The 9,213-nt window shown below is 51.1% G+C and carries 9 protein-coding genes; all 9 read left to right on the plus strand.

All coding sequences use genetic code 11. From position 1 onward, the window contains the following. Positions 1-7 precede the first annotated feature (7 nt). Positions 8-940: a molybdopterin-binding protein gene (locus tag NTU69_09470; GenBank protein MCX5803738.1), complete on the plus strand. Its 933-nt coding sequence runs from the start codon at positions 8-10 to the stop codon at positions 938-940. Further along, positions 930-1,718, plus strand: a complete 789-nt coding sequence (locus NTU69_09475) for a fumarylacetoacetate hydrolase family protein (protein MCX5803739.1) — start codon at positions 930-932, stop codon at positions 1,716-1,718. The genes NTU69_09470 and NTU69_09475 overlap by 11 nt, the downstream gene beginning before the upstream one ends. Before the next feature lie 142 nt (positions 1,719-1,860). Continuing rightward, positions 1,861-3,153, plus strand: a complete 1,293-nt coding sequence (locus NTU69_09480; protein ID MCX5803740.1) for an ABC transporter substrate-binding protein — start codon at positions 1,861-1,863, stop codon at positions 3,151-3,153. 125 nt (positions 3,154-3,278) lie between these two features. Continuing rightward, the gene (locus tag NTU69_09485; GenBank protein ID MCX5803741.1) at positions 3,279-4,175 is read left to right on the plus strand and encodes a branched-chain amino acid ABC transporter permease; all 897 of its coding nucleotides are present in this window, start codon (positions 3,279-3,281) and stop codon (positions 4,173-4,175) included. Further along, positions 4,172-5,137 carry a branched-chain amino acid ABC transporter permease gene (locus tag NTU69_09490; GenBank protein MCX5803742.1) on the plus strand — a complete coding sequence of 322 codons (966 nt, stop codon included), beginning with the start codon at positions 4,172-4,174 and terminating at the stop codon, positions 5,135-5,137. Before NTU69_09485 ends, NTU69_09490 begins: the two co-directional genes overlap by 4 nt. Beyond that, the gene (locus NTU69_09495; protein MCX5803743.1) at positions 5,134-5,880 is read left to right on the plus strand and encodes an ABC transporter ATP-binding protein; all 747 of its coding nucleotides are present in this window, start codon (positions 5,134-5,136) and stop codon (positions 5,878-5,880) included. The genes NTU69_09490 and NTU69_09495 overlap by 4 nt, the downstream gene beginning before the upstream one ends. A 2-nt stretch (positions 5,881-5,882) precedes the next feature. Next, positions 5,883-6,551, plus strand: a complete 669-nt coding sequence (locus NTU69_09500) for an ATP-binding cassette domain-containing protein (GenBank protein MCX5803744.1) — start codon at positions 5,883-5,885, stop codon at positions 6,549-6,551. Between the two features lie 181 nt (positions 6,552-6,732). Next, positions 6,733-8,610: a thiamine pyrophosphate-dependent enzyme gene (locus NTU69_09505; GenBank protein MCX5803745.1), complete on the plus strand. Its 1,878-nt coding sequence runs from the start codon at positions 6,733-6,735 to the stop codon at positions 8,608-8,610. Further along, the coding region (locus tag NTU69_09510; GenBank protein ID MCX5803746.1) for an indolepyruvate oxidoreductase subunit beta at positions 8,607-9,213 on the plus strand (607 nt) is incomplete at its 3' end. The genes NTU69_09505 and NTU69_09510, both read left to right, overlap by 4 nt.

A 9,213-nucleotide genomic window follows, 5' to 3' on the forward strand; every position in this document is an offset into this window, starting at 1 on the left:
AACTGTCATGGAGTATGTCCTCTTTGAAAAAACGGAACTTTGGATTAGCCCGGTGAAATTGAGTGGGGTTGATCTGAGCATGTGCGCTCAGGTGGCTTCCCAAGTATTGGGACTCGAACCTGAAGAGATCATGGTTACAGATGTTCTCGATGATTGCCTCACACTAGACGTGTTAGTTCCAAAAATCAGAGCAGAACGGATCATAGCTCGTGAAAAGGCCCTGCTGGAGGCTCTGGCAACTATCCCTGGTGTAGGGATCACGGCAGATACGACGATCCACTCGTCCGGGATTTTGGGACTGATCAGTCTTGATGAAGCGACAGGGAAGAAAGTGTTGAAGAGATCCCGCGTCCTAGGTGCACAGATTGCCGAAAGAATTCGAAAACGAGCCATAGTTTTTGCCACAGGGAAAGAAGTTCTCAATGGGCAAATCCAGGATACGAACACTCCATTCATAATCACAAAGCTGCGGTCGGAAGGCTACCATGTACTGAAAGGACCGATATTAGAAGACAGTACCACTGCAATTTCGAGAGCCTTTTATCGGGCAGCAGATGATGGCTACGGAATTGTCATCACCACGGGCGGCATTGGGGCTGAAAGTAAGGATCAGACCCTGTCAGGCTTGTCTCAAGTGGACCCTCAGGCGCTCATGCCTTATATCCTCAAATTTGAGCAGGGCCAGGGCCGCCACGCGAAAGACGGTGTGCGCATTGGAGTGGGTGTCTTAGAGCAAACGCTGATTATTTGCCTTCCCGGTCCTCATGATGAGGTTGCACTGGCTTGGCCCGCTTTGCTTGATGGCCTAAAAACTAACATGGGCAAAGAAGGCTTGGCTGACACTATAGCCGACGCATTGCGGCACAAATTCCTTTCACGCACTGGTCACAACGCTCCGAGTCTTGGTCATCATTGTAAGGAGGGCTCGTATGGCTCTTAGCAAAATGGTACTTGAGGAGGCTGCTCAGAGACTTCTTGCTGCATCTCGTAACGTAGAGCCCATAGATCCGCTGACGGAAACTTATCCGGGGATCACTGTGGAAGAAGCCTACCGTATCCAACTCCGGGTCATGGATATGAAAAAATCGGCCGGACAGGTGGTGGTGGGTAAAAAGATCGGCTTAACCAGTCTGGCCATGCAGGCCATGCTTGGGGTCAAAGAACCTGATTACGGGCACATCCTGAACGGCATGGTGGTCATGGAAGGGGAGAAGATCCCCGTCGGCGAGCTCATCGCCCCGCGCATCGAAGGGGAAATCGCCTTTGTTCTGAAGGAAGATCTGAAGGGCCCGGGAGTGACCTTGACCGATGTCCTGCGGTGCAGCGAAGGGGTGATTCCGGCTTTCGAGATCATCGACAGCCGCATCCGCGACTGGAAGATCAAGCTTCCCGACACTGTGGCGGATAATGCTTCGAGCGCCCGTATCGTTCTGGGTGGCGTTCTTACTGCCGCTCAGGCCATCGACCTTCGGACCGTGGGAATGGTGATGGAAAAGAACGGAGAGGTCCTGGCCACGGCGGCCGGGGCGGCCGTGCTGGGCCATCCGGCTCAGGCAGTTGCTTGGCTGGCCAACAAGCTCTCTGCGTATGGGATCGTCCTTCGGAAAGGGGAGGTCGTCCTTTCGGGTTCCTTGACGGCCGCCGCACCGGTTGCGGCGGGAGATTTCTTCAGAGCCGATTTCGGATCCCTCGGGGATGTGAAAATCAAATTCATTTGATGTGAAGAGTAAGGTTATGGAAATTCATTCCGGGCTCCTCCACAGAATTTGTGCTGAAGACAAGGGGGAAAAGAAGGAAATCATACATTTTATCAGTAGGGGGTGCAAAATGAAAGAACGTATTATCAGTAGGGGGTGCAAAATGAAAGAACGTAGATATTTGCTGAAGTTGGCAGTTGTCCAAATTTTGTTTATGAGCCTGGCCGTTGGATTGATGGTCATGCCTTCGTCATCAGCGCTGGCTGCGGCCAAACCTGCGGAGTTGAAGATCGCGGTCGTACAGAGCCTGTCAGGTCCCGGAGTGCCTCACGATATATCCGCTGTCAACGCTGCCAAACTACTCATTGAGCAGTTTAATGCGGCGGGAGGGATAGACGGCGTCAAACTCAAAGGGATCTTTGTAGACGCAACGGGGTCTACGACTGACAAAGTTGTAGAGTTTCAACGTTTGGTCCAGGATGAAAAAGTGGATGTAGTTATCGGCTATACCTCAAGTTCTCAATGTCTGGCTATAGCACCGGCGGCGGATAGGCTAAAAACACTAACCATCTTTCAGGTGTGTGCAAATTACCGCTTGTTCGAACAGCGGAATTATGAGTATGTCTTCAGAACGTCGGCGGACTCCGTGTCGGAAAATGTTGCTGCCGCGCTTTATGTACTCGAGATTAAACCCGACCTCAAGACCATCGCCGGAATGAATTACGACTACGCCTATGGGCGCGATTCCTGGGATATGTTCAAAAAGGCCGTCCTTAAGCTGAAACCAGATGTGAAGGTGGTCGGCGAGCTGTGGACGAAATTCCTCGCGACAGAGTACTCGGCAGAAGTGTCAAAGCTTCTCGCACTCAAACCTGATGTAATCCATACCGTAAACTGGGGCACTGGCCTGACCTCCTTTATCAAAGTTGCCAGCATGCGTGGCTTGTTTAAGCAGAGCTTGTTAGTGGCAACCACGGGGCTTCTGCACCAGGCGGAGATGTTACCCAAAGGTGTAGCGTTCTCCGGCCGCGGTTATCACCTTCAGTTTCCTGATCCAGACAAATTTGAGCCGAACCGGAAGTTTATTGAGAGTTACAAGGGCAAGTTCGGCGTAAATCCCGATTACCAAGGCCATTTCATGGCCCAAGCCATGTATGGTCTGAAGGCGGGAATTGAAAAGGCAATCAAAACTAAGGGGGGCAAGTGGCCAAGCACTGAAGAAATCGTTTTGGCAATGGAAAACCTACGATATGAAACCCCTCGCGGGGAGGTATTCATACAGAAAAATCATCAGGCTGTACATGAGAGCATGTGGGGCCTGACCACGGGTAAACTCCATCCCAAATACGGTTACCCACTACTGGATCATTTTAGGGTGTACCCCACTGTTCAGGTGAACAATCCCCCCGAGACCAAGGCGGTCGAATGGATCGAAAGTTGGCCTAAGAAGAAATGATGCAGGGTGTATAATCGCCAAAAGACTAACACGCGATTGGAGTCATCCGGGCCTATGTTTAGATTCCTACGTCCGGATGACTCATCAGGAAGTAAGCGTTTTGGGCTCATATTAGGAGGATCACAATGGACATTGTGGGCATTATCGTGCTGGATAGTGTGGTGTTTGCTTCTTGGCTATTTCTCGTATCAGCCGGCATCACCTTTATCTTCGGCGTACTGCACATCCTGAACGTTGCGCACGGAAGCATCTTTGCACTCGGTGCATACATGGGCGCCTGGCTTGCGGCTTGGTTCCTCGGCGGCCAATATCCCGTCTGGTTGAGCTTTCCGTTGCTAGTTGTCGGCGCCATACTCGTGGCCGTCACAGTTGGACCACTCATTGAACGCGTATTCTTGAAGCGCATCTACCAAGAAGAGGAGGCCATTCCCCTGCTGACCACGTTTGCCCTTTTCCTCATCCTAGAGGACGTGATTAAGTTGGTGTGGGGGATCGAGCCTCGTTTTGTGAATGCCCCTTTTTCTATTATGGGACAGGTGAGGTTGTTCGGCATTTCCTATGCCGGATATCCATTCCTGCTGGTATGTATTTCGATTTTTTGCGCGGTCATACTTTGGTTGGTAATTAACCGGACCCTTTTCGGTAGACAACTGATCTCTGTTATTGGTGACCGGGAGATCAGTTCCGCCATGGGTATCAATGTTCCGAGAATCGATACGTTCGCCTTTACTTTAGGGTCATTTCTGGCGGCCCTCGGGGGTGCTTTCACCGCCCCTATGATTTCAGTAGAACCGGGTATGGGTATAGAGGTTATAGTGTTGGCCTTTGCAGTGGTGGCCATTGGGGGGCTGGGTAGTATCGGCGGTGCGGCGATTGGCTGTCTCCTCGTGGGCTTCGCGCGGGTCGCCGCCGTTCAGTTCTATCCTGAGCTCGAGCTTTTTGTCATTTACACACTGATGGTCTTAGTGCTCATCTTTCGCCCCCACGGGTTCTTCGGAGGAATAGAGGTACGCCGAATATGAGACTACTAAAGAGATTCAAGGTCGGTTTTTCAGTAGCAATAATGACGGGCGTTGTCCTATTCGCTGTTGCTCCGCTCCTACTTCCAGACTGGATCATCTACGTACTGACTATGGCTTTAGCCAAAGGAATGGTGGCATTTGGGGTGGCCCTAGTTTTGCGTGGCGGGCTCATCTCCTTTGGGCACGGGCTTTACTATGCAGCCGGGGCTTACGCAGCAGCTTTTGCTGTGAACCGATGGAATATCAGGGAATCACTGATCTTAATTCCTCTTTGTGTACTGACAGGGGCTGCGCTGGCTGCTCTCGCGGGCATGTTTCTTAAGCGATATCGGGGGATATTCTTCGCCCTGCTCAGCCTGGCGTTTTCTATGATTTTGTATACGTTACTCTTTAAGTTTTACGATGTGACAGGGGGCACGGACGGAATGCACATTCCATCGGTCAAGATTCTTGGTATCCAGCCGGCGGCAGAGGGCTTTTTTTATATCTACCACTACTATCTCACACTGATCCTGATGATTGGGGTGCTTTATATTGGCTGGCGTTTTATCTCTTCCCCGCTGGGTTACTTGATGCAAGCAGTACACGACAATGAAATCCGTGTCGAATACATGGGGGCCTCCGTGGAGAGATCGATCTACCTTACCTATGTTTTCTCCGGCGCCCTGGGTGGACTGGGAGGGGGTTTAGTAGCGCTTGCTGTCAAGCATGTCTCACCAGAGTTCGCCTATTGGACGGCTTCTGCCGATTTTGTGTTCGTCGCAATCTTGGGGGGCACGGGTAGCGTCTTTGCGCCATTTCTTGGATCGATTGTGTTCGAGTTCGTGAAGAATTACGCCTTCAAGTTTTCGCCCAATACCTGGCAGATGACCTTAGGGGGGATATTACTGCTGATTATATTTTTCTTGCCACAAGGCCTTTGGAGCCTCGCTAAAACCATCAAGAGGAAGGAAATGCAATGACATCTATCCTTGAAACAGTGAGCCTGCACAAGAATTTCGGGATGGTCGTGGCCGCCCGTGACATCAACTTCAGCATCAGCAAAGGAGAGGTGGTAGGTATTATCGGTTCAAACGGGTCCGGCAAGACAACCCTACTCAATCTGATCACCGGCTATGTAGAGCCAACGAGCGGTGAAATCCGTTTCCAAGGTAGAATTATTACCGGGTTTTCCCCAAGACGGTTGATTGCCTTGGGTATCGGCAGGTCCTTTCAGATACCGCAGCTTTACACCGGCCTCACAGTTCTCGAAAACATACTCATTGCGGTGGCTATTCGGTCGGGAAAGAGCTGGGATTTCTGGAATTCTCTTAATAGGGATTCGCGGATGGAAGAGACCTTTGGGGTCCTCAAACAGTTTGGCTTTGAAGACGATGCCAGGCAGGTGGTTGCCAACTTGCCCGAAGGTGGAAGAAAGCTCTTGGATGTGGCGCTATCCTTTGTTTTGAAGCCCAAGCTCTTGCTGATGGATGAGCCCACCAGTGGCGTGAGCCGGAAAGAGAAATTCGCGGTCATGGACACGCTACTCAACACACTCAAGGATGCAGGGGTAACAATAGTGTTTGTCGAGCACGACATGGACATCGTTGAGAGATATGCAGAGCGGGTACTGGTTTTCGACAATGGTGTAGTCATTGCTGATGGCACGGTGAATGCGGTCTTAGCCGATGCAACGGTCAGGCAAGCCATCTTAGGGGTTGAATAACAATGCTGTGTGTCGAAAAGATTACTGTCAATATTAGCGCCTACACCATACTCCGGGGCTTAACTCTAAAGGTGCCCACCGGCGGTATCGTTGCACTGGTGGGACGAAACGGCGCTGGAAAGACCACAACCATGCGAAGCATCATGGGCCTTACGCCCGTGAGTGAGGGTAAGATCAGCCTTGATGATCACAATTTACGGCCTTTACCATCTCATCAGAGGGCAAAGCTTGGTATAGGATACCTGCCGGAGGACCGCAGGCTGATCAATGCTCTGACAGTCGAAGACAATCTTCTGGTCCCCGTTCAGGCCCTGGGTTTATCAGAGGCAGAGGCTGAGGCGCGATTAAAGAGTATCTACAGTCTGCTGCCAGAGGTTAGGGTGATGGCGAATAGGAAAGCGGTGCAGTTAAGCGGTGGCCAACAAAAACTGGTTGCTCTAGCACGAAGTTTTGTGAACGGTAAGAAGCTTTTGTTACTTGATGAGCCTTTCGAAGGAATTTCTACGGCGCTTTCTCAAAAACTCGCACAGGTTATTCGTGAATTCCAAAATGCAGAGGAGGGGCTCTCCGTGCTTGTGGCCGAATCTGACTTAAAGCGGGCGGCTATGCTGACCGATAGGGCCTATCTAATAGAGCGAGGGGAAGTGGATGAAGAAAGTTTCATAGGATAGGCAAATCCAAATTTTCTTTCGACGCCAATAATACGAACGAATTCATCTCTTGGCACGCAGTTGCTGCTTTTCGATAAGTTATTGCAGCCGAAGGAAGGAGGGCAACATGAGGGTATTCGTGTCCACTATTGACATCAGGGGTCATTCGTAAGAATTGTGCACAAGAAAGGTGGGGATAAGCATGAATAGTTCAAGAATTTTGTTAGGAAATGAGGCCATAGCGCGGGGTGCACTTAAGGCGGGCGTTGCCTATGCCGCAGGGTATCCAGGCACCCCCTCTTCAGAGATAATCGACTCATTGTCAAAGCACAAGGACTCCTCAAGCCTCTATGTTGAATGGTCGGTGAACGAAAAGGTAGCGGCTGAAAGTGCTGCAGCTGCCGCTATTGCAGGGTTACGATCCATTACTCCAATGAAGAACGCGGGGCTCAGCGTAGCGCTGGATTTTTTGACGCATTTGAGTATGACAGGCCTGGGGAACCGCAGGGGAGCCATGGTGGTCGTCGTTTGTGACGACCCAGACGGACATTCAAGCGGAGACGAAACTGACTCCAGATGGCTGGCCAGGTTTAGCTATTCACCTCTCTTGGAGCCCACCAGTATTAGCGAAGCAAAAGAATTGATCGATTGGGCCTTTGATCTGTCGACTCGGTTCGCCTGTCATGTCATGTACAGAAGTTATACGCGGCTTTCGCATTCGAGCGCTCTCGTTGAATTTGAAGATTTGCTTCGCGAACCTGTCCTTGCGCAAACGGATAATTCGACTTCCTTAAACCCGTATCTCGCAAGGCCCAAGCACGCTCAGGTCGTTGCGCGACTGGCGGAAATAAGAAAATACTTCGAGAAGGCCATGTTCAATTCCTATGAAGGCCCGGAGAATCCCGCACTAATCATAGTGAGCAGTGGCAACGGGTACAGTTGTGCCCGAGATGCGATAGAGCTGCTTGGCTTGGAAGCCTTGGTAGGCATCCTGAAAATAGTCACACTTTGGCCTTTCCCGCTCGATACTGTGATCCAGCACTTAAGCAGAGCGAGAGACGTACTCGTTGCTGAAGAGGTAGATCCCTTTGTTGAGGTGCACGTTAAAAGTGCTTTAGTTGAAAAGGGCCTCAGCAGGAAAGTTTATGGCCGGGAATCGGGGCATATTGATGCCTACGGCGAAATCACACCTGACCGGGTAGCCGAAGCGATTACCAGAATACTCAACGTCGGAACTGATCTTCGTCAGAATGACTACCAAGTTCTTGTCACTGAACAGGCCGAACCTCTTATTAAGGAAAGGGAAGTAAGTTGGTGCGCCGGATGTCCCCACCGAGCTAGCTTCTGGGCACTAACTAAAGCAGTCAAGGCGGAACGCAGGGACATTTACGTCACCGGCGACATCGGATGTTACACCTTAGATGTTTTCCCCGGGGGCAAGGCGCAAATGAATGTGTTACATGCAATGGGATCTGGGGCTGGACTGGCTTCGGGGTTTGGGAAACTGAAGCAATTCGGCTACCATCAACCGGTTGTGTCGATTTGTGGTGACTCTACGTTCTTCCATGCTAGCATCCCTGCTGTAGTAAATGCAGTCCACAACAGATCAGAATTCCTGCTGATCATTTTGGACAATCGCACCACAGCAATGACGGGATTCCAGCCCCACCCTGGAACGAATCTCAACGCTACAGGGGGGAGCGCAACCCCTGTTAGCTTGGAGAAGCTTTTCCGTTCAATCGGTTGCGATGTGACGGTTGCAGACCCATTCGATTCCAAAGACACTATCAAAACAATACGGAGGCTCTTAAGGGGCCAAGGGGTGCAAGTCCTCATCCTTCGTCGCATGTGCGAACTGTTGCGGATGAGACAAGAAAAGATAAAACCGTATATGATCGCAATAAAGTCTGACCAGTGCAAAGGCGTAAAATGCGCCGTCTGCACCACGAGATTCGGATGTCCGGGCATTGTCTTGGATCCGACTACGGCTAAGGCGATGCTCAAACCGGAGATCTGCAGCGGGTGCGGCGTTTGTGCCGAAATCTGTCCTTCCAAGGCAATCGAGAGGAGGATGCCATGAAACTAAAGGATCCTTTCAACATGGTAATTTGTGGTACCGGTGGTCAAGGCAATGTCCTTCTAGCCCGTCTTCTTGGCCAGATTTTTGCCACTAAGGGGTACAAAGTCATTGTTGGAGAAACGTTCGGTGCCGCGCAGCGTGGCGGATCGGTGTTTAGCGGGCTCAGGCTATCCCGGGTAAGAACGTACGGCCCCCTAATACCGAAATGGCGAGCACAAGTAGTCATTGGCCTTGAGCCGTTAGAATCGTTACGCATGCTTAGTAGATTTGGGAACTCGGAAGTGGTGACGATAACGAATACCCTTCCGGTTTACCCGCTCACTGTGGGGGGTGGAAATCAAGGATATCCAGACTTGGGACAGGTCGAGAAGGCTATTCGAACACTTTCTCTTCGCGTATGGTTTGTCCCGGCTACGGATATTGCAGTTCAGCTCGGTTCTCCCATTATGACGAATATGGTCATGCTGGGAGCCCTGCTCGGGAGCAAAGTATTGCCGCTGGAATTTCAGGACGTCGAGCAAGGCGTTGCGAAAACAGGTAATACTGCGCAGGTTGGAGCTAATTTACGCGCCGTACAAGAGGGATATCGCTTTGTGACGCAAG

The organism is Pseudomonadota bacterium, from assembly GCA_026388215.1.
Lineage (GTDB): Bacteria > Desulfobacterota > Syntrophorhabdia > Syntrophorhabdales > Syntrophorhabdaceae > JAPLKF01.